Source organism: Burkholderia sp. MS455, assembly GCF_016899445.1.
GTDB classification, from domain to species: domain Bacteria; phylum Pseudomonadota; class Gammaproteobacteria; order Burkholderiales; family Burkholderiaceae; genus Burkholderia; species Burkholderia pyrrocinia_C.
Window position 1 is genome coordinate 1,434,113 of record NZ_CP041779.1, and the last position, 19,127, is coordinate 1,453,239.

Annotated in this window: 19 protein-coding genes; 11 read left to right on the top strand and 8 right to left on the bottom strand. The window is 68.4% G+C overall.

The genetic code is table 11. From position 1 onward, the window contains the following. Positions 1–114 precede the first annotated feature (114 nt). From FPJ27_RS25785 to FPJ27_RS25795, 3 genes are all read right to left on the bottom strand, one after another. On the bottom strand, positions 115–1,326 hold the full coding sequence (locus FPJ27_RS25785) for a transglycosylase SLT domain-containing protein (RefSeq protein WP_204426171.1): 1,212 nt from the start codon (positions 1,324–1,326) through the stop codon (positions 115–117). 411 nt (positions 1,327–1,737) lie between these two features. After that, the gene (locus FPJ27_RS25790; protein WP_072435801.1) at positions 1,738–2,898 is read right to left on the bottom strand and encodes a porin; all 1,161 of its coding nucleotides are present in this window, start codon (positions 2,896–2,898) and stop codon (positions 1,738–1,740) included. A gap of 413 nt (positions 2,899–3,311) precedes the next feature. Beyond that, on the bottom strand, positions 3,312–4,202 hold the full coding sequence (locus FPJ27_RS25795; RefSeq protein ID WP_204426172.1) for a LysR family transcriptional regulator: 891 nt from the start codon (positions 4,200–4,202) through the stop codon (positions 3,312–3,314). Between the two features lie 112 nt (positions 4,203–4,314). Between FPJ27_RS25795 and FPJ27_RS25800 the strand changes: the two genes are divergently transcribed. Together FPJ27_RS25800 and FPJ27_RS25805 are read left to right on the top strand one after the other, a co-directional pair. Then, positions 4,315–4,740 (top strand): VOC family protein, encoded by a 426-nt coding sequence (locus tag FPJ27_RS25800; RefSeq protein ID WP_034183320.1) that lies wholly within the window; start codon positions 4,315–4,317, stop codon positions 4,738–4,740. A gap of 133 nt (positions 4,741–4,873) precedes the next feature. Further along, positions 4,874–5,458 (top strand): flavin reductase family protein, encoded by a 585-nt coding sequence (locus FPJ27_RS25805; RefSeq protein WP_204426173.1) that lies wholly within the window; start codon positions 4,874–4,876, stop codon positions 5,456–5,458. Positions 5,459–5,497: 39 nt separating this feature from the next. Here the strand turns inward: FPJ27_RS25805 and FPJ27_RS25810 are convergent, their stop codons facing one another. Then, a complete protein-coding gene (locus FPJ27_RS25810) occupies positions 5,498–6,394 on the bottom strand; it encodes a LysR family transcriptional regulator (RefSeq protein WP_204426174.1) in 897 nt (298 codons plus the stop codon). A 97-nt stretch (positions 6,395–6,491) separates the two neighbouring features. Between FPJ27_RS25810 and FPJ27_RS25815 the strand changes: the two genes are divergently transcribed. Genes FPJ27_RS25815 through FPJ27_RS25825 form a run of 3 tightly spaced genes read left to right on the top strand, consistent with a single transcriptional unit; the run spans position 6,492 to position 9,499 of the window. Further along, the gene (locus FPJ27_RS25815) at positions 6,492–7,790 is read left to right on the top strand and encodes a citrate:proton symporter (protein ID WP_204426175.1); all 1,299 of its coding nucleotides are present in this window, start codon (positions 6,492–6,494) and stop codon (positions 7,788–7,790) included. A gap of 39 nt (positions 7,791–7,829) precedes the next feature. After that, positions 7,830–9,188: an acyclic terpene utilization AtuA family protein gene (locus FPJ27_RS25820; protein WP_204426176.1), complete on the top strand. Its 1,359-nt coding sequence runs from the start codon at positions 7,830–7,832 to the stop codon at positions 9,186–9,188. Then, positions 9,188–9,499: a hypothetical protein gene (locus tag FPJ27_RS25825; RefSeq protein ID WP_034183467.1), complete on the top strand. Its 312-nt coding sequence runs from the start codon at positions 9,188–9,190 to the stop codon at positions 9,497–9,499. Before FPJ27_RS25820 ends, FPJ27_RS25825 begins: the two co-directional genes overlap by 1 nt. 34 nt (positions 9,500–9,533) lie before the next feature. Here the strand turns inward: FPJ27_RS25825 and FPJ27_RS36615 are convergent, their stop codons facing one another. Next, positions 9,534–9,872, bottom strand: a complete 339-nt coding sequence (locus FPJ27_RS36615; protein WP_239483383.1) for a hypothetical protein — start codon at positions 9,870–9,872, stop codon at positions 9,534–9,536. Here FPJ27_RS36615 and FPJ27_RS25835 point away from each other — a divergent pair. Together FPJ27_RS25835 and FPJ27_RS25840 are read left to right on the top strand one after the other, a co-directional pair. Next, positions 9,871–11,700, top strand: coding sequence for a methyl-accepting chemotaxis protein (locus FPJ27_RS25835; protein ID WP_204426177.1), 1,830 nt, complete (start codon positions 9,871–9,873; stop codon positions 11,698–11,700). The genes FPJ27_RS36615 and FPJ27_RS25835 overlap by 2 nt on opposite strands. 140 nt (positions 11,701–11,840) lie before the next feature. Further along, positions 11,841–12,689 carry a topoisomerase IV gene (locus FPJ27_RS25840; RefSeq protein ID WP_204426178.1) on the top strand — a complete coding sequence of 283 codons (849 nt, stop codon included), beginning with the start codon at positions 11,841–11,843 and terminating at the stop codon, positions 12,687–12,689. A gap of 44 nt (positions 12,690–12,733) precedes the next feature. Here the strand turns inward: FPJ27_RS25840 and FPJ27_RS25845 are convergent, their stop codons facing one another. The 3 genes from FPJ27_RS25845 to FPJ27_RS36620 form a co-directional block, all read right to left on the bottom strand. Continuing rightward, positions 12,734–13,663, bottom strand: a complete 930-nt coding sequence (locus FPJ27_RS25845) for a phosphatidate cytidylyltransferase (protein ID WP_034183328.1) — start codon at positions 13,661–13,663, stop codon at positions 12,734–12,736. A gap of 37 nt (positions 13,664–13,700) precedes the next feature. After that, entirely contained in the window at positions 13,701–14,330 is a 630-nt protein-coding gene (locus tag FPJ27_RS25850; RefSeq protein ID WP_034183469.1) for a lysophospholipid acyltransferase family protein, read from the bottom strand. Between the two features lie 102 nt (positions 14,331–14,432). Then, positions 14,433–14,675, bottom strand: a complete 243-nt coding sequence (locus tag FPJ27_RS36620; RefSeq protein ID WP_239483384.1) for a hypothetical protein — start codon at positions 14,673–14,675, stop codon at positions 14,433–14,435. Between the two features lie 123 nt (positions 14,676–14,798). Between FPJ27_RS36620 and FPJ27_RS25860 the strand changes: the two genes are divergently transcribed. From FPJ27_RS25860 to FPJ27_RS25875, 4 genes are read left to right on the top strand one after another with little or no spacing between them, the layout of a single operon-like run. Continuing rightward, positions 14,799–15,404 carry a CDP-alcohol phosphatidyltransferase family protein gene (locus FPJ27_RS25860; protein WP_072436404.1) on the top strand — a complete coding sequence of 202 codons (606 nt, stop codon included), beginning with the start codon at positions 14,799–14,801 and terminating at the stop codon, positions 15,402–15,404. A 59-nt stretch (positions 15,405–15,463) separates the two neighbouring features. Then, a complete protein-coding gene (locus FPJ27_RS25865) occupies positions 15,464–17,233 on the top strand; it encodes a bifunctional alpha/beta hydrolase/class I SAM-dependent methyltransferase (RefSeq protein ID WP_204426179.1) in 1,770 nt (589 codons plus the stop codon). Beyond that, on the top strand, positions 17,230–18,630 hold the full coding sequence (locus FPJ27_RS25870; protein ID WP_204426180.1) for a phosphatase PAP2 family protein: 1,401 nt from the start codon (positions 17,230–17,232) through the stop codon (positions 18,628–18,630). Before FPJ27_RS25865 ends, FPJ27_RS25870 begins: the two co-directional genes overlap by 4 nt. After that, positions 18,630–19,082, top strand: coding sequence for a hypothetical protein (locus FPJ27_RS25875; protein ID WP_204426181.1), 453 nt, complete (start codon positions 18,630–18,632; stop codon positions 19,080–19,082). Before FPJ27_RS25870 ends, FPJ27_RS25875 begins: the two co-directional genes overlap by 1 nt. Positions 19,083–19,127: the final 45 nt, after the last annotated feature.

Here is a 19,127-nt window from a genome sequence, read left to right on the forward strand (position 1 = left end):
TGAACCACGGCACGGCGGAACGGCAACCGGCGGACCGCATGAGCGCCATCGAATGGCGGCCGGCCATCAAGCGGCGGTCGCCGCGACCAGTGTGCAGCCGGCAGCGCGGGTGCGCTATTTCGAGATGTACCACAGCGCATCCGTGCTGACGCGCGCCGGCTGAGCGGCCGCAGCCGGCGCCTTGGTCGTTGGGGGCGGCGGCGTATTCGACGTCACCGCAGTCGGCCACGTGGCGGCCGTATTCGGCATATTGGCCGTACTCGGTGTATTCGACGCCGTCGCCGTCGCGCCCGACGTCGACGACGTGTTCAGATACCACAGCGCATCGGCCGACGCCGTACGCGGCGCCGGCGTATTCGCAGCCGCTTTCGATGCGGACTGCGCCGAAGTCGAAGCCGCAGCCCCGGGCCGCTGCGTCCCGGCCGCCTGTGCCGTCATCCCGGCCGCGCCGCGCTGCGCACGCGCCTCGAACGGTCCGAGCTGGAAGATCAACGTTTGCGCGGGGCGCGTCAAGACGGCATACGGAAACTGCAGCTCCCACGACATCAGCACGCGGCCCGACGACGTTTCGGTGAAGATCGCCGGCACGTGCTTCATGTCGCTGAACTGCACGTAGATCCGTGCACCGTCGTCGAACACCTGGGTCGGCTTCGCCTGGTCCGCGCCCGTGACCGTCCATCCGAAGTTGTACGTACCGGCCGGACCGGCAGGCCCGCCTTGCGGCGGAGGAGGAGGCGGGGCCGGCGATACCGTGCGCGCTCGCGTGACCTGCGGCGCCGCGACGCTCAGGCTCGCGAACGGGTTGTACGCCTGTTGCTGTTGCGGCGGCGTAAAGGAAGGCGGAAGGATGGGCATGGGAGTATCCGGCGAATCCGGCATGGTCCGGATTGCATCATAGACTTTGCGCGCATACGCGAGGCGCTTGTCGGGCGACGCGGAGTTGTACGCGCCGATCGCGTTCCAGTTGGGGCCGAGCTGGCGGATGTTCTGCGACAGGATCCACGCGCCGACATACGCGTTCGTGCATGCATCGAACAGGCTCTCCCGCGTGATGCCTTCGCGCGCGAGCGTCGGCAGCCACGTGCTGTTGATCTGCATCAGGCCGATGTCGACCGTGCCGTTCGTATTGGTGTTGACGGCGTTCGGATTCATCCCCGATTCGACCTGCGCGATGCCGCGCATCAGGGCGACGCTCACGTGCTGGAACGCGGCCGCGTCGTCGAGGCAATCGGCGCGCGCGACGCCGTGCAGTACGCACGACATCGCGATCGTCGAGGCGACCTTCAGCGTTTTGCGGCTGATCGAACGGGTTGTCTGACGCGGCATGGCAGGATGGGGCGGAATCCGGCCGCCCGGTGCAAGGAAATGACGAGAGACGCGAAGTGTGCCATAGCGAGCAGACAAATGGCTCGCGTCAAACTTTCCTTTGCAATTGCCCAGGCGCTCGCCCCGCATTTTTATCGCGTCGGATCATCGGTCGCGATGACGGTGGATCGGTAAAAATGGCCGCCATTTCTGCGAATGCCGGTGCAATGATGATGCGCTGAATACTGACGTATCGCGTCAGTCATGCCGGGAGAACGGCGCTGAATCAAGCGGAATGGAAATCGCCCGGCAATCGGTGTCCGGGCCGGAAAGGGCGATGAAAAGACGACCGAAAGACGACGGCGGCCGAAGCCGCCGTGCGGGTGCATGCGGTTCCGGCCGGCCGCGCGGCGCGCAACCGGCCGCTTCGCATCAGAAGCGGTGACGCAGGCCGAGGTTGACCATCGTCTGGGAGCTCGTGCCCGCATAGCCGTACGAACCGATCGATGCCTGTGCGGCCATCGAGCCGCCGTTGCCGTCGCCGGTCTGGCCGCTCGCGTGCTGGTAGGCGGCGGTCAGGTAGACGTCGGTGCGCTTCGACAGGTTGTAATCCGCGCCGGCCGACACCTGGTGATAGGTGGCCGACGTGTCGCCACCCGAGCGCGTGTAGCTGTAGCCGACGCCGACGAGCAGCGCGTTCGTCGCCTGGTAGTTCACGAAGCCTTGCCCCGTGTTGTAGTGCTCGTTCGAGCCGAACACCGAGCTCGCGTCGCGGCGGTACTGCGCGTTGCTGTAGCCGAGGCCGAACGTGAACGGGCCGGCGACGTACTGGCCGGCGATGCGCGCGATGCCGATCGAGTGCGCGCTTGCATAACCGTTGTTGATCGGGCCGTCGAACGTGCCGTCCGACGAGCTGGTCCAGCCGCTGCGCAGGCCGTTCGACGCGGGGCTGTTGGTCGCGTGGAAGTAGCCGCCCGCGACGCTGAACGGGCCGTTGTTGTACGACACGGCGGCCGAATACGATTGCGCGGAGCCCGTGCTGCCGGCAATGCCGCCGAACGAGTACATCGCCGCGAACTGCAGGCCCGAATAGACGGCCGACGTGTACTTCACCGCGTTGTCGACGCGGAAGCTGTTGTCGTAGTTGTCGACGTCGCCCGGCGTCGCGAATACGCTGCCGAGATAATTGTCGGCAGTGATGCCCTGCACGAGGTCGACGAGCGGATCGTACTGGCGGCCGAACGTGAGCGTGCCGTAGCGGTCGCTCGTCAGGCCGACGAACGCCTGGCGGCCGAACAGGCGGCTGCCCTGGCCCTGCCGGCCGTTGCTCGGGTCGAAGCCGTTCTCGAGCTGGAACAGCGCCTTCAGCCCGCCGCCGAGATCCTCGGTGCCTTTCACGCCCCAGCGGCTGCCGGCCAGGTTGCCCGCGCTGCTGTTGCCGAGCATCCACGCGTTGTCCTTGCCCTGCGCATGGTTCACGTAGGTGATCGACGTGTCGATCACGCCATACAGCGTGACGCTCGACTGCGCATGCGCGACGGGCATTGCCGCGAACGACGCGACGGAAATCAACGAGAGGGTCGTGCGTTTCATTTCATCTCCTTGCGCATTGGCTTGTGTTCGCGATCCGAATGGCAGGAGACTACAGATCCGGAATAAAACGGCAAAAATGAAATTCTCTTTTGTGGCCTGAGGCAGACAGATACGTACTGCGGAATTCATTATTGAGGGATCTGAATTATTCGGAATCACGTATCAATTGGTTGTAATTTCGAAATTTCGTTACTTCGTTGTGCGGATTCCGTTAATAATTTGCGGCGATTCTCAGGGAGATTGCGGCGATCGGGATATTGTTATTGATCCGTCAATTAATTATTTAATGAATTGAATTGGTTGGGCTGTAACGAATGTGTTAACGCAGCGCCGTTCGTGGTTCGACGCGGCCGTCGACTGGGCGGCCGGGCGGCGCTGATCCGCAACGGCTACGGCGTCGCCGGGCGCGCGACTCAGGTCGCCTGCGACGGCGGGCGCCGCCGCGATGCCTCTTCGATCAACCGGGCCAGCATCTGCGCCGGTTCCGACATCGTCCGCCGTGCGCGATGCACGAGCCCGATGTCGCGGTGGAACGTGTGGTGTCCGAGGTCGATCGCGCGCACGCCGGCCGGCCAGCGGCGATACACGGCGGTCTGCGGCACGATCGCGATGCCGACGCCGTTCTCGACCAGCTTGACGATCGCGTCGAGCTCGTCGAGTTCGCAGGTGTCGCGCACCGCGATGTGCATCTTCCGCAAAAAACGATCGACCTGGCGGCCGCCGAACGACGCGCGGTCGTAGCGCACGAACGGCTCGTTCGCGAGCAGCGCGGCCCAGTCCTTGCCCTTCACGCCGCGCGGCACGATCAGCCGGAACGGCTCCTGCGCGAGCGTCGTCCAGTGCAGGTCGCTCTGCAGCGAAAACGGCGGCCGGATGATCGCGGCCATGTCGATCTCGCCCGCGTCGACGCGGTTGACCAGCTCGATCGACAGCCCCGGTATCACGCGTGTGCGGCACGCGGGATGCCGGCGATGGAAATCGGCCAGCGCGGCCGGCAGCAGCGCGCTCTGCACCGACGCGATCGCGCCGATCGTCACGCGCACGGCGGCCGGCGAGCCGGGCGCGGTCGAGCTCAGGTTCTCGTACAGGCCGATCAGCGCCTGCGCCTGGTCGAGCACGTGATGGCCCATCTCGTTGAGACGGGCCGAGCGGCCTTGCCGGTCGAACAGCGCAAAGCCGAGCTCGGCTTCGAGACGCTGCATCTGCGCGCTGACGGCTGCCTGCGTCAGCCCGATACGGTTGCCCGCGGCCGCGAACGTGCCTTCACGGGCGACGGCGACAAGGGTTTTCAGTTCGCGGATCATTGATCAATTCCGTTTGTGAATCGCAAAACTATATATTGATTTAATTTTTGCCTGGCGTTGTCTACCATGGTGCGATCCTCGCGCCATGCGAGCGTTCCTTCACGAGGCAACTATGAGTCTTTCCCCGTTTCACCTGGCGATTCCGGTCTACGACCTGCCGGCCGCGCGCGATTTCTACGGCCGCGTGTTCGGGCTGGAAGAGGGGCGTTCCAGCACGCAATGGGTCGACTTCGACTTCTACGGGCACCAGCTCGTGATTCACGAGCATCCGAAGACCGCGTCGCAGGAAGGCGCGCATACGAATGCCGTCGACGGTCACGACGTGCCGGTGCCGCATTTCGGGATCGTGCTCGACTGGGCGAGCTGGGAAGCGCTGGCCGAGCGGTTGAAATCGTTCGGCGTGACCTTCGCGATCGAACCGTACGTGCGGTTCAAGGGGCAGGTCGGCGAACAGGCGACGATGTTCCTGTTCGATCCGTGCGGCAATGCGCTCGAGTTCAAGGCGTTCCGCGACATTGGGCAACTGTTCGCGAAGTGACGGATCGGGCGAGTCTGCGCCGATTGAAAATGGGTGCGAGAATGCGGCCTCATGCCGGGCCGCGTGCAGGCGCGCCGGCCTGCGCCGCGCCGCACTGCATCCGTCCGTGCGAGCCGTTCTCCAAGGAACCCGTATGGACAGTCACATCGCTCCGGTGGAGCTGAAGAAAGCCTACCGTCTCCTCAACCACGGCCCGACCGTGCTCGTGTCGGCCCGCCACGACGGCGTCGACAACGTGATGGCCGCCGCGTGGGCGTGCGCGCTGGACTTCCTGCCACCGAAGCTGACGGTCGTGCTCGACAAGTCCGCGAAGACGCGCGAGCTCGTCGAGCGCAGCGGCACGTTCGTGATCCAGGTGCCGACGGCCGCGCAGCTGCAGCTCACGCACGCGGTCGGCAGCCACAGTCTTGCCGAGCGGCCGGACAAGCTGCGCGAAGCGGGCGTCACGCTATTCGACGTCGACGGCCATGACCTGCCGTTCGTCGCCGGCTGCTCGGGCTGGCTCGCGTGCCGGCTGATTCCCGAGCCGCACAACCAGCAGACCTACGACCTGTTCATCGGCGAGGTGATCGGTGCGTGGTCCGACACGCGCGTGTTCCGCGACGGCCACTGGTATTTCGAATCGGCCGATCCGGCGCTGCGCAGCCTGCACTACATCGCGGGCGGCAATTTCTATACGATCGGCGAGTCGCTGCACGTCGATCCGGACGCGCAATAAGCGTTACGCAGGCTTTCTTTCCCGGTCCGGGCGCGCGGTTTACGCGCGCTTTTCCAATTCCGCCAGCATCGCTTCGGCGAACGCCTGCGCGACGCGCGGCAGCGTGCGCCCGCGTTTCGTGACGAGCGCGATCGGCCGCACGAACGCGGGATCGTCGATCGGCTTCGCGACCAGCTCCGGTTCGGCGCGCACCTCGCGCGCGGTCGCGGGCAGGATCGTCACGCCGAGGCCGCCGCGCACCATCGCGACGGCCGTCATCATGTAGGTCGGCTCGCACGCGATGTCGGGCGTGCAGCCGGCCGACTCCAGCGCGGCGTCGACGACGCTGCGCACGCTCGTGCCCTGCGCGGTCAGCACGAGCGGCACGCCCGCGACGTCGGCGGTGCTCACGCGGCGCTTGCGCGCGAGCGGATGATCTTTCGGGCACACGACGACGAGCCGGTCGGCGCCCGTGTACAGCACTTCCAGCGATGCATCGAACGCATCGCCTCCCGTCAATCCAAGATCGGCTTCCTCGTTGCGTACGAGCGCGGTGACGAGGCTCGCGACGCCGTCGCGAATCTCGAAGCCCGCGCGCGGCACGTCGCGCCGGAACGACTGGATCAACTCAGGCAGCACGCTGGACGCGAAGGTCGGCAGGCACGCGAGCCGCACCGTGCCGCTCGTGCCTTCGCCGAGCGCGCGCGCATCGCGCAGCACGCGCTCCATGTCGTCGAGCGAGCGCTGCAGCAGCGGCAGCAGCTCGCGCCCGGTCTGCGTGAGCGCGACGCTGCGGCTGTTGCGGTCGAACAGCCGCGCGCCGACGATTTCCTCGAGCCGGCGGATCTGCACGGTCAGCGCCGGCTGCGACAGGTGCAGCCGCGCGGCCGCGCGCGTGAAGTTGCCGGCGTGCGCGACGGTGACGAAGGCGCGGATGTCGCGAAGATTCAGATCCATAACGATTCGTGATTGCTGCGATCAAATCATTTCAATTGTGCTATCGCTGCGCCGACCTTACGCTCGTCCCCAACAAAAGACAAGGTAGGAGACACGGATGCTGCCGTTACTCGGGCTTGGCACGATCGTCGTGCTGCTGGCCGCGATTCTGTCGAAGCGGATGTCGCCGCTCGTCGCGCTGATCATCGTGCCGATCGCGGCGTCGCTGATCGGCGGTTTCGGGCTGCACACCAGCAAGTTCGTGATCGACGGGCTGAAGGGCCTCGCGCCCGTCGTCGGGATGTTCGTGTTCGCGATCCTGTATTTCGGGACGATCACCGACGCCGGCACGCTCGACCCGATCATCGACCGCATCCTGCGTGCGGTCGGCACGCGGCCGACGCGCATCGTGATGGGCACGACGCTGCTCGCGCTGCTGATCCATCTCGACGGCTCGGGCGCTGTCTGCTTTCTCGTGACGATACCGGCCGTGCTGCCGCTGTACGACCGGCTGAAGATGGATAGGCGCGTGCTGGCCGCGGCCGTGTCGATGGCCGCGGGCATCAACTTCCTGCCGTGGACGGGGCCGATGATCCGCGCGTCGGCGTCGCTGCACCTGCCGGTGTCGGCGCTGTTCAATCCGCTGATTCCGGTTCAGGCGATCGGGCTCGTGTTCGTGTTCGGCGTCGCGTACTGGCTCGGGCGGCGCGAGGAGAAGCGGCTGGGCCTCACGCGCGACGATGCATCGATCCCGCTGCCGACGCGCGAACTGACGCCCGACGAGCAGGCGCTGCGCCGGCCGCACCTGTTCTGGTTCAACCTCGTGCTGACGCTCGTCGTGCTCGGCACGATGGTCGTGATGGGCGAGAAGATCCCGCCGGCGATCATGTTCATGGTCGGGCTGTGCATCGCGCTGATGGTGAATTACCCGGACGTCGACATGCAGAGGAAGCGGGTCGACGCGCATGCGCGCGCGGCGCTGATGATGGCCGGCATCCTGCTCGCGGCCGGCGTGTTCACGGGGATCATGCAGGGCAGCGGGATGCTGAAGGCGATGGCGCAGGCGGCGGTCGGCTTCGTGCCGCCGTCGATGGCCGGCCATATTCCGGTGGTGCTCGGCCTCGCGTCGATGCCGCTCAGCATGCTGTTCGATCCCGATTCGTTCTACTTCGGCGTGCTGCCGGTGATCGCGGAGGTGGCCGGCCAGCTCGGCGTGCCGGCCGTGCAGGTCGGGCAGGCCGCATTGCTCGGCCAGATGACGACCGGGTTTCCGGTCAGCCCGCTGACGCCCGCGACGTTCCTGGTCGTCGGCCTGTGCGGCATCGAGCTGGCCGAGCATCAGAAATTCACGTTCCCGCTGCTGTTCGGCGCCTCGATCGTGATGACGATCGCGTGCGTCGTGCTGGGCATCTTTTGATTTTTCCCGGCGGCGCGCCCGCCGGACGACGGTACGGACATGACAGCAAAGCAACCTGAACGGCGCGTGCGCGTCGGCGCGGGCGCCGGCTACTCGGGCGACCGGATCGAGCCCGCGGTCGAGCTGGCCGAACACGGGCAGCTCGACTATCTCGTCTTCGAATGCCTGGCCGAGCGCACGATCGCGATCGCGCAGCAGGCGCGCCGCAAGGATCCGGCGCTCGGCTACGACCCGCTGCTCGACGCGCGCATGCGTGCGGTGCTGCCGGTCGCCGTGCCGAAGGGCGTGCGCATCGTGTCGAACATGGGCGCGGCGAACCCGCGCGCCGCGGCAAGACGTACCGCGCAGATCGCGCAATCGCTCGGTATTGCTCAATTGAAAGTCGCGGCGGTCGAAGGCGACGACGTGCTCGACGTCGTGCTGCGCGGTGCGTTCCGTTTCGAGGAATCGGGCGACGAAGTCGCCGCGTATCGCGACCGCATCGTGTCCGCGAACGCGTACCTCGGCGCCGCGCCGATCGTCGACGCGCTCGCGGCCGGCGCGGACGTCGTGCTGACCGGGCGCGTCGCCGATCCGTCGCTGTTCGCCGCACCGCTGATCCACGCGTTCGGCTGGCGGATGGACGACTGGGACACGCTCGGGCAGGCGACGGTCGTCGGCCATCTGCTCGAATGCGCGGGGCAGGTGACGGGCGGCTATTTCGCCGATCCCGGCTACAAGGACGTGCCGGATCTCGCTCGCCTCGGGTTCCCGATCGGCGAAGTCGCGGCCGACGGCTCGGTCGTGATCACGAAGGTGGCGCACGCGGGCGGCCGCGTGAGCGCGGCGACCTGCAAGGAACAACTGCTCTACGAGATTCACGACCCGGCGCGGTATCTGCAGCCCGACGTCGTCGCGGATTTCACGCGGGTCGCGGTCGCGGAGGAAGCAACGGACCGCGTGCGCGTGACGGGCGGGCGCGGCACCGCGCGGCCCGATACGCTGAAGGTGTCGGTGGCGTACGTCGACGGCTACATCGGCGAAGGGCAGATCTCGTACGGCGGCCCCGGCGCGCTCGAACGCGCGCGTCTCGCGCTCGACATCGTCCGCGAGCGGCTGGCGCTGACCGGCGTCGCCGCGACCGAGTTGCGCTTCGACCTGATCGGCGTCGATTCGCTGTATGGCGACGCGACGCCGGCCGTGCGCGGCGAGCCGGCCGAGGTGCGCGTGCGGGTGGCCGGCCGTGCGGCGAGTGCCGACGAAGCGGTGCGGATCGGCAACGAAGTCGAGACGCTCTATACGAACGGGCCGGCCGGCGGCGGCGGCGCGTTCAAGTCGACGCGCGAGGTGATCGCGGTGCAGTCGGTGCTGCTGCCGCGCGCGGCGGTGACGCCGTCGTTTTCATTCGTGGAGGCATGATGCAACTGCGTGAACTCGCGCACGCGCGCACCGGCGACAAGGGCAATACGCTGAACGTGTCGGTCATCTGCCGCGATCCGCGTCATTACGACCATCTGCGCACGCATCTGGATGCCGGCAAGGTGAAGGCGTGGCTCGCGGGCATCGTGCACGGCGACGTCGTGCGCTACGAATTGCCGGCGCTGGGCGCGTTCAACTTCGTGCTGCGCGATGCACTCGGCGGCGGCGTGACGCGCTCGCTCGCGCTCGATGCGCACGGCAAGTCGGTCAGTTCGGCGTTGCTGGCGATCGAGGTGCCCGACCCGGCGTGACGGACGGCGTCCGCGCCGGGGTGCGGGCACAAGGTCACGGAATCAGCAGCTCGCGGCGCCCGTCCGCGTGTTCGATGCGCGCGCCGGCGATGTGCAGGCGCTGATCCTTTCGATAATCGTAGATTGCGCGCGACGCGGCGAGCTGGTCGAAATCGTGTTGCCGGCTTCGAAAATCACGTTGCCGAACGGATCGACCGCGAGGCTGCTGCCCGCGAACACGACGTCGTGCGTGCTTTTGCCTGCCCGGTTTCGCTTTTTTTCTCCGGTCCGACCAGTCCGACCTCAAGTTGCGTCTCGCGCGGTCGTTAAGGACGATTGAGTGCCCATTTGACCAATCGAAAACAACGCGGCAACCGGAGATCACCGTCATCATGCTGTCATCGATTCGCGCCCGAATTCTGGCGACCTGCGTCGCCATCGTGGTCACGGCCCTGGCCGTGACAGGCGGCCTTGTTTACTACGTCGTCAAGCAGCACAACGACGCAACCATCGACCAGAACCTGCAGTCCGTCCTGACCGGCCACGCGCTCGCGCTCGACGAATGGGTCGCGAGCCGCGCTCAGCAGACCCAGGCGCTCGCGGACACGCTGGCGCCGGGCGAAGGCGACCCGCTGCCGGCGCTGACGCTGCTCGGCAAATCGGGCGGCTTCCAGGTGCTCACGCTCGGCCTGCCGGACCGCACGGCGTTCTCGAACGTCCCGCTCGCGGCCGGCTACGATCCGACCGCGCGCCCGTGGTTCAAGCAGGCGGTCGAGGCCGGCCGGCTCGTCGTCACGGCGTTGTACCGCGACGCGTCGACCGGCAAGCCCGCCTTCGCGTTCGCCGCACCGATCGTGCGCAGCGGCACGCTGAAGGGCGTGCTCGCGGCGAGCCTCTATATGGAGCGCGCGAGCGCGATCGTGGCATCGATGCACCCGACGCCGTCGAGCTTCGCGTTCCTGGTCGACAAGAGCGGGCGCCTGATCGCGGGCGCGAAGACCGATCTGATCATGAAGCCGGCCGTCGAGCTGTCGCCCGAACTGACGCCGGAGCGCCTCGCCGGCCTGCAGGCGGCGACCGAACCGGTGGCGATCGATGTGGACGGCGTGACCAAGCTGCTCCGCGCGCGCCCGATCGCCGGGACGGACTGGTCGCTCGTGATGGCGCTCGACCGGTCGGACGTGACGGCCGGCATGCGGGCCGTCGCGACGACGACGCTCGTTGCGATCCTCGTCGTCGCCTGCGTCGCGGCAGCGCTCGTCGGCGCGCTGACGAACGCGGCGTTCAAGCGCGTGCTGCTCGTGCGCGACGCGCTGACCGACGTCGCGAGCGGGAGCGGCGACCTGACGAAGCGGCTGCCGGCCGACGGCCGCGACGAGGCCGCGCAGATCGCGCACGCTTTCAATATGTTCGCCGAAAAGATCAGTGCGATCCTGTTGCAGATTCGCGGCTTCAGCGAATCCGTGAACGTGGCGAGCGCGGAGATCGCGCAGGGCAACCAGGATCTGTCGAGCCGCACCGAACTTGCGGCATCGAGCCTGCAGGAGACGGCGGCCGCGCTCGAGGAGATCGCCGGCACGGCGCGCAACTCGGCCGATGCGGCCACGCAGGTGAGCCGGCTGGCGGAATCGGCGTCGGGTGTCGCCGTGCGCGGCGGCGAGGTGGTGAGCGAGGTGGTCGCGACGATGGACGAGATCACGAAGGCGTCGGCCGAGATCTCGAACATCATCGGCGTGATCGACGGCATCGCGTTTCAGACCAACATCCTCGCGCTGAATGCGGCCGTCGAGGCGGCGCGCGCGCACGAGCACGGGCGGGGCTTCGCGGTGGTCGCGGGCGAGGTGCGCACGCTCGCGCAACGCAGCGCGGTGGCGGCCAGGGAAATCAAGCAGTTGATCCAGTCGTCCGTCGAGAAGATCGAGGGCGGTTCGGGGCTCGTGCAGACGGCCGGTGCGACGATGGACGAGATCGTCGAGGGCGTGCGCGGCATCACGAGCGTGATCGCGGAAATGACGGTCGCGGCGAACGAGCAGAGCACCGGGCTCGCGCAGGTGAACCAGGCCGTGTCGCAGCTCGATCACTCGACGCAGCAGAATGCGGCGCTTGTCGAGGAATCGGCCGCCGCCGCGGCGCTGTTGCGCGAGCAGGCGGCGCAGCTCGCGCAGACGGTCGGCGAATTCAAGCTCGCGGGTTCGCACCGGGCCGAGACAGTATCGGCGTGATCCGGCCGCGGTCGCCGAAGGCTGCGAGAGGGATGCACGAAGGGGGAGCGGCGGAACGGGCGCCGTGCGTGTACGCTACGGGCTCGCGGGTGCATGCCCGCGCGCGCGGCGCGGGCCGCGCGCATCGACCGGGTCCTGCAATGAAGAACGAAATCGTAACGCCGGCCGGCGCGAATGGCGAGGCCGGGCGTCGTCGCCGGTTCGCGGCTTCGCCATTCGCATTTGCCGCACTCACGGTGCTCGCCGCGCTCTCCGCGTCGTCGCCTGTCTCCGCGGCCGATCCGATCCATCCGGACCGTCAGTTGCAGAAGTTCATTAGCGACAGCTACGGCACGTGGCGCGCGGACCGCAAGGGCTGGCAGTCGGACGCGGGGGATTCGATATATTCGCCGTGCGGCTCGCTGCGCGTTGCGACTGCCGACGGCCCGCGGTATCTGCTCGCGATGTGCGGCGAGACCGAAGCGGCCGTGCAGAACGGAATGCCGGGCATGGACAGCGACGCCACGCCGGGCACGGTCGATCTGTACGTGCTGCGGCTTTCGCCGGACGGCAAGGGACTCGAAGCGGTGTCGAAGAAGACGGACATCGCGTCCGGCACGCGCGGCGAGCCGGGCACGCCGCGCATCGAGCGGCTCGGGCCGCACCTGTTCGGTTTCGTCATCGGCGACGGCGATTCGCGACAAGGCTATACGCAACGTATCCGTTCGATCTGGCTGCCGTACGGCGATGCGCTGGTGCTTGCGGCGGCGCGCATCAATGAGGCGCTCGACAATGCAGAGTCGAACGAATGCGCGAACGCCCCGGTGCGTTGCGAAGCGCTGCGCTTCGAGATCACGCCGGACCTGACCGGCACAGGCGCCGTCTATCCGTTGATCGTGACCGAAACCGGCACGCGCGGCGATCGCGCGGTCCGGGCGCGCTACGTGGTGAAATTCGACGCGGCGCGTGGCCGCTACGTCGTGCCGAAGGCGGTGCGGGAAGGGTATTGAGTGGTTGCGGCGCGACGCGAAGGCCGCGTCACACCCTCCGCGCATCACACGTACAGGTAGCGCACCAGGTGGAAGAACACCGGCGCGGCGAAGCAGATCGAGTCGACGCGATCGAGCATCCCGCCGTGGCCCGCGATCATCGAGCCCCAGTCCTTCGTGCCGAGCGAGCGCTTGACTGCCGACAGCACGAGCCCGCCGACGAAGCCCGCGATCACGATCGCGAGCGAGATCCCGAACGCCGCGCCGAAGCTGAACGGCGTCACGCGATACAGCGACGCGCCGCACAGCGTCGCGAGCAGGCCGCCGCCGACGAAGCCTTCGACCGTCTTCGACGGCGACAGCTGCGGCGCGATCTTGCGGCGCCCGAACAGCTTGCCGACGACGTACTGCAGCACGTCGCTGATCTGCACGACGACCAGGAAGAAGAACAGCAGCAGCGCGTTCTGCCCCGCGTAGCGCGGAATGTCGAGGATCAGCACGGCCGGCGCGTGGCTCAGCCCGTACACGCATACCATCAGCGCCCAGTTGATCTTCGCGTTGCGGCTCAGGAATTCGCGCGTGTCCTGCGTGAGCGCCGACACGAGCGACATCGCGAAGAACAGGTGCACGGGCACGAAGATCGAATACATCCCGTACCAGTTGATCCCGAGCAGCAGGTACTGCACGGGGATCGCGACGAAGAACGCGATGAAGAGCGTCGTGTGGTCGCTCGCGGTGGTCGGCGTGAGCGTGATGAATTCGCGCAGCGTCAGGTACGACAGCAGCGCGAACACGAGATACGTGACGTTGTTGCCGAGGCCGATCGCGATGGCCATGATCGCGATCATCGCCCACCACGCGCGGATGCGCTGGTTCAGGTTGACGATGGTCGAGCTCGTGCCGCCGCTGCGCGCGCCGAGGATCGCACCGATCACGGTGGCGACGACGAGCACGCCCGTGACGCCCGCGACCAGTTCCCAGAAGAGAGTTCGCATGGGGATATCCGGAAAAAGGGAGTGGAGGGCGCCGCGTTCAGCCCGCGGGCCGCTGCGGCGCGAGCGCGACGATCGCGTCGCGCATGCGGGCGAGGAACGTCGGCTTGTCTTCCTGGTCGCCGAGCGCATCGTTCGCGCCGAAGTGCACCTTGCAGATCAGCGGCACGGGCCAGATCGCGCCCTTCGGCATGATGCGCTGCAGGTTCTCGAGGTAGACCGGCGCGAGCGCGACGTTCGGGAACTCGGTCGCGAGATGGAACAGCCCGCTCTTGAACGGCTGCGGCAGAACGTCGGCGCCGCGCGTGCCTTCCGGGAAGATGATGATCGAGTGGCCTTGCCGTAGCGCGTCGCGCACCGGTTCGAGCGGGTCGCCGCCGGATTCGCGGTGACGGTCGATCAGCACCACGTTCAGCAGCTTCTGCGCGATGTGGCGCTTCATGTCGCTGCTGTCCCAGTAGTCGCGCGCGGCGACCGGCCGCACGACCGCGCGCACGTCGCGCGGCAGCGCGGCGAGGATCGCGAGCGTGTCGATGTGGCTCGTGTGGTTCGAGAAATAGATCTTTTGCGTCGGGGACGGCGGCGCCTGATGCCAGACCGGATACGCGCCGGCGACGAGCCGCACGATGGACAGCAGGAAGTCGCGCTGCCAGACGTTGACGATGTTCATCGGCGCGGTGCCTCCTGCCTGCATGCCCGGCCTGCCGCGCATGCGCGGCGGGCGGGATCCCGGAGTGCCGGCGCGGCAGGATGCGCGCCGGACGGCCTTTGTTTAAATTTTTTCAAGTTCGTGACTGCCTGTCGCAGGTCCGCGATAATCGGACGGTTCGCCGTCACGCCACGCTGCGTAGCGGCGAATGTGCCGGTCGGCGGCGTGATGATCGGCCATTGCACGAGCGCCCGTTTGCAGTTCGAATGGATCCTCGCTGCGATCGGGCCAGCGGATTATCGCGAGTTTCCGCCAAAAACGCCAGATTGGCGCCGCGCGGGCGGCCCCGTGGCGTGCTTGACGCATCGGAGCGGCTCGGCGACGATGAGGGCCGTCCATTGAAGGCCGACGAAGGCCGTTTCGCCGCCCGGGGCATGGCGGCGGGAAACGTGTCCGACTGTGCCGCGCGAAAAATACGAATACGAAACGATGAGCCTCTACGCACTCAAACCCAAATTCCAGGACCGTCTGCGCCCGTTCGCGAATTCGCTCGCCGAACGCGGCGTCACCGCCAACCAGGTCACGCTGTTCGCGGCCGGCGGCTCGATCGTCGTCGGCGCGCTCGCCGGGCTCGGCGTATTCGCCCGCGTGCTGTTTCTGCTGATTCCGTTGTGGCTGTTCGCGCGGATGGCGCTCAACGCGATCGACGGCATGCTCGCGCGAGAACACGGGCAGAAGAGCACGCTCGGCGCATACCTGAACGAGCTGGGCGACATCGTGTCCGATGTCGCGCTCGTGCTGCCGTTTCTCGCCATTTCCGCGTTCGCTCCGGCGGACGTCTGGCTGTTCGCGCTGACGGCGGTGATCGTCGAATGCGCAGGGCTGATCGGGCCGCTCGTCGGCGCAACGCGCCGCTACGACGGCCCGTTCGGCAAGAGCGACCGCGCGCTGGCCCTCGGCGCGTTCGCGCTGTGGATCGGCTTCGGCCTGCCGGTCGGCAGCATCGCCGCGTGGCTGTGGCGGCTGCTGATCGTGCTGTCGATCGTGACGGTGGTGCGGCGCGTGCAGGCCGGCATCGCCGAAAAGGGCGGTTGACCGACGAGGCGCCGGAGGGCGGCGCCACATGATTCGAATAACGAAACGAGAGAGATCACATGAGCGCACGCACGGCCCGCGAGGCCGGCTTCATCACGCACGACGGCGAAACGCTGTTCTATCGTCACTGGCCCGCGACGGGCCCGCACTGCCGCGGCGCAATCGTGCTGCTGCATCGCGGCCACGAGCATTCGGCGCGCGTCGCGCACCTCGTCGACGAGCTCGACCTGCCGGATTTCGCGTTTTTCGCATGGGACGCGCGCGGCCACGGCCGCTCGCCCGGCGCGCGCGGCTATAGCCCGAGCGCGGCCGCGTCGGTGCGCGACCTGCAGACCTTCGTCGAGCATATCCGCGACACGCACGGCATCGCGATCGAGGACATGGCCGTGGTCGGCCAGAGCGTCGGTGCAGTGCTGGCCGCGACCTGGGCGCACGACTACGCGCCGCCGATCCGCTGCCTCGTCGTCGCGTCGCCGGCATTCCACATCAAGCTCTACGTGCCGTTCGCACGGCCGGGGCTGCGGCTGATGCGCAAGCTGCGCGGGCTGTTCTACGTGAACAGCTACGTGAAGCCGAAATTCCTCACGCACGATCCCGAGCGGATCGCGAGCTACGCGTCCGATCCGCTGATCACGCGGCCGATCGCGGTCAACATGCTGCTCGACCTGCACGACACCGCGCAGCGGATCGTCGCCGACGCGGCCGCGATCACCGTGCCGACGCAACTGCTGATCTCGGGCGCCGACTGGGTCGTGCATCGCGGCCCGCAGGACCGCTTCTTCGAACGGCTCGGCTCGGCGCGCAAGGAGCGCATCGTGCTGCCGGGCTTTTATCACGACACGCTCGGCGAGCGCGACCGCGCACAGGCGCTCGCGCCGCTGCGCGCGTTCGTGCTGCGCGAGTTCGATACGCCGAGCCCGCGCGTGTCGCTCGCCGACGCCGACCGGCGCGGCGCGTTCCACGACGAATACGCGGCGCTCGGCCGCCCGCCCGCGAACGTGTTCGCGCGGGCGTACTGGGCGCTCACGCGCGCCGGCCTGAAAGCAGGTGGCGCGCTGTCGGACGGCATCGCGCTCGGGCTGCGGCTCGGTTTCGATTCGGGCTCGACGCTCGATTACGTGTACCGCAACCGCGCGCAGGGGCGGCTCGGCGTCGGCGCGCTGGTCGACCGCACGTATCTCGATTCGCCGGGCTGGGTCGGCATCCGCCAGCGCAAGGTGCACCTGCAGGAGCTGATCGGCGCGGCGATCGGCCGCCTGCGCGGCCACGGCACGCCGGTGCGGATCGTCGACATCGCGGCCGGGCACGGGCGCTACGTGCTCGACGCGATCGCGACGGCCGCCGAGCGTGACGGCGCGGCGCCCGACGACATCACGCTGCGCGACTACAGCCCGCCGAACGTCGAGGCCGGGCGCGTGCTGATCGCGCAGCGCGGGCTCGAGCCGATCGCGCGCTTCGAGCGCGGCGACGCGTTCGACGAGGCGTCGCTCGCGACGCTCGAGCCGCGACCGACGCTCGCGATCGTGTCGGGTCTCTACGAACTGTTCGGCGAGAACGCGCTGATCGAACGTTCGCTGCGCGGGCTCGCGCAGGCCGTGCCGCCGGGCGGCTATCTCGTCTATACGGGGCAGCCGTGGCATCCGCAGCTCGAATTCATCGCGCGCGCGCTGAACAATCACCGCGGCGAGGCGACCTGGGTGATGCGTCGCCGCTCGCAGGCCGAGATGGACGAACTCGTCGCGCGCGCGGGCTTCCGCAAGCTCGACCAGCGGATCGACGAGATGGGCATCTTCACGGTCAGCCTCGCGCAGCGGCTCGACGCGTCATGAGCGCGCTCGGCGGCGGCGCGAGCGGCCTCGCCGAGCCGGCGGCCGGCGCGCGCGACGCGTCGTTCGCGCTGCGCTTCGGCTGGCTCGCGGCGATGGGCGCCGTGTTCTTTTCGACGTACGGCTTCGCGAACTGGCTCGCCGCGCGCCGCGCGGCAGTGCCGACGTTCGCGTTCGGCTGGGAGCACGCGGTCCCGTTCGTGCCGTGGACGATCGTGCCGTACTGGTCGATCGATCTTCTGTATGCGCTGTCGTTCTTCTTCTGGACGCGCCGCGACGATCTGCTCGATCACGTGAAGCGGTTGCTGACCGTGCAACTGGTGTCGGTCGCGTGCTTCATCGCGTGGCCGCTGCGCTTCGGTTTCGAGCGGCCCGACCCGGGCGGCGCGGCCGGCGCGCTGTTCACGCTGCTGATGGGCTTCGACAAGCCGTTCAACCAGGCGCCGTCGCTGCACATCGGGTTGCTCGTCGTGCTGTGGGCCGTCTATGCGAAGCATCTGCGCGGTACGGTCGCGCGCGTGGTGCTGCATCTGTGGTTCGCGGCGATCGGCGTGTCGGTGCTGACGACCTACCAGCATCACGCGATCGACGTGCCGACCGGCGCGGCCGTCGGCTGTCTCGCGCTGTTCCTGTTTCCGCTGCGCGATGCCGCGGGCCGGCTGCCGGGCGCCGACGCGTCGCCGGGCGCGGCCGGCCGCGCGCTCGCGCGTCGTTATGCGCTCGGTGCGGTGCTGGTCGCGCTCGTGGCGCTGTGGTGCGTGCCGCGCGCGCCGGGCTGGGCGCTGGCGGCGGGGTGGATCGCGCTGGCGCTCGCGTGCGTCGCGTGGCTCTACCGGCGCGGTGCACCCGGCGCCTTTCAGAAGGATGCGCACGGGCGTTTGCCGGTCTTCATCCGCTGGCTGCTCGCGCCGACGATCGCCGGCGCGTTCGTCAATTCGCGGCTGTGGACGTTTCGGCAGCCGGCGCCGGTGCGGATCGACGAGCGCGTGTCGATCGGCCGCACGCCGACGACGCGCGACGTGCGGCGCCACGGCTTCACGGCGCTGGTCGACCTGACCGCCGAGATGCCGCGCTGGGCGGCGGCCGATGCGTCGCTCGCGTATGCGGCCGTGCCGCAGCTCGACCTCGTCGCACCGACCGCAGCGCAACTCGCGGAGGCAGTCGCTTCGCTCGAGCGCCTGCACGGCGAAGGGCGCGACGTGCTGGTCTGCTGCGCGCTCGGTTACGGGCGCAGCGTGCTGTGCGCGGCCGCATGGCTCGCCGCGCGGCGCGGGCTCGGCGATGCGCGCGACGCGCTTGCCGCGGTGCGCGCGGTGCGGCCGCATGCAGTGTGGTCGGACGACGGCGTGGCCGTGCTGCAGCACTGGATCGATCGCCGTCGCAGCGCGGGAGGCGTGTGATGCGCGATCCGTCCGCTCCATTTCGGATTGCCGCCGCGCGCGGCGCGCTCGATGCGGGCGCGTGGGCGATCGCGGCTGCGCTGGCCGCGGCCGGTGCGGGCTGGTGGATTGCATCGGGCTGGGCGCCGGCGACGATCGCGCGCGTGCTGCTGGCCGTCGTCAGCACGGGGTCGGGGATCGCGGCGCTGTGGTACGCGGTGCGCATCGAGATCGACCGCCGGCTGTTCGCCGCGTTGGCGCGCGCGGCGGCGGGCGATGCGTCGGTCGACGACGGGCTTGCGGCGCTCGACCGCGCGCTCGCCGATCTCGGCTGGATCGACGCAGCGAAGGCCGGGCGCGCGCTCGACGCGCGCGTGCGCGGCGCGGTCGGGCTGTGCCGGGCCGGCGTGCTCGTCGCGGTTGTGCAGTGGCTCGTGGTCGGGCTCGCGATCGCGATGCCGCAGGTGGGGTAGCGCCTGCTCACGCTCGCACCGGGCTGGCGATCGAGGCTTTCCGCG